The organism is Caulobacter sp. 05T431, assembly GCF_056665975.1.
Genome location: NZ_JBFTKU010000056.1, coordinates 1 through 742 on the forward strand (window position 1 = coordinate 1; position 742 = coordinate 742).

The window sequence follows — 742 nt, forward strand, 5'->3', positions numbered from 1 at the left end:
ACCCCCCTCTGACGTACTCTAGCCTTGCAGTCACAAGCGCAATTCCCAGGTTGAGCCCGGGGATTTCACGCCTGTCTTACAAAACCGCCTGCGCACGCTTTACGCCCARTAATTCCGRWTAACGCTYGCACCCTWCGTATTACCGCGGCTGCTGGCACGWAGTTAGCCGGTGCTTATTCTTYSGGTACCGTCATCSMMWCCRGGTATTARCCAGAKSSATTTCTTTCCSRACAAAAGKGCTTTACAACCCGAAGGCCTTCTTCACACACGCGGCATTGCTGGATCAGGGTTGCCCCCATTGTCCAAAATTCCCCACTGCTGCCTCCCGTAGGAGTCTGGGCCGTGTCTCAGTCCCAGTGTGGCTGATCGTCCTCTCAGACCAGCTACTGATCGTCGCCTTGGTGAGCTTTTACCCCACCAACTAGCTAATCAGACATCGGCCGCTCCTATTGCGCGAGGCCTTWCGGTCCCCCGCTTTCACCCTCAGGTCGTATGCGGTATTAGCTAATCTTTCGACTAGTTATCCCCCACAACAGGGCACGTTCCGATGTATTACTCACCCGTTCGCCACTCGCCACCAGGATTGCTCCCGTGCTGCCGTTCGACTTGCATGTGTWAGGCMTGCCGCCAGCGTTCAATCTGAGCCAKGATCAAACTCTTCAGTTCAATACCTGTGTGGTGCCGAAGCACCTCGCTCTTTCGAGCGGTCGCTCACTCTCAGAAAACTGACTCGATCCATTCC

At 55.4% G+C, this 742-nt stretch carries 1 rRNA gene; it reads right to left on the reverse strand.

What is annotated here, in order from left to right:
- Positions 1 to 666 (reverse strand): 16S ribosomal RNA (locus AC1U89_RS24490); the annotation flags it as partial.
- Positions 667 to 742: the final 76 nt, after the last annotated feature.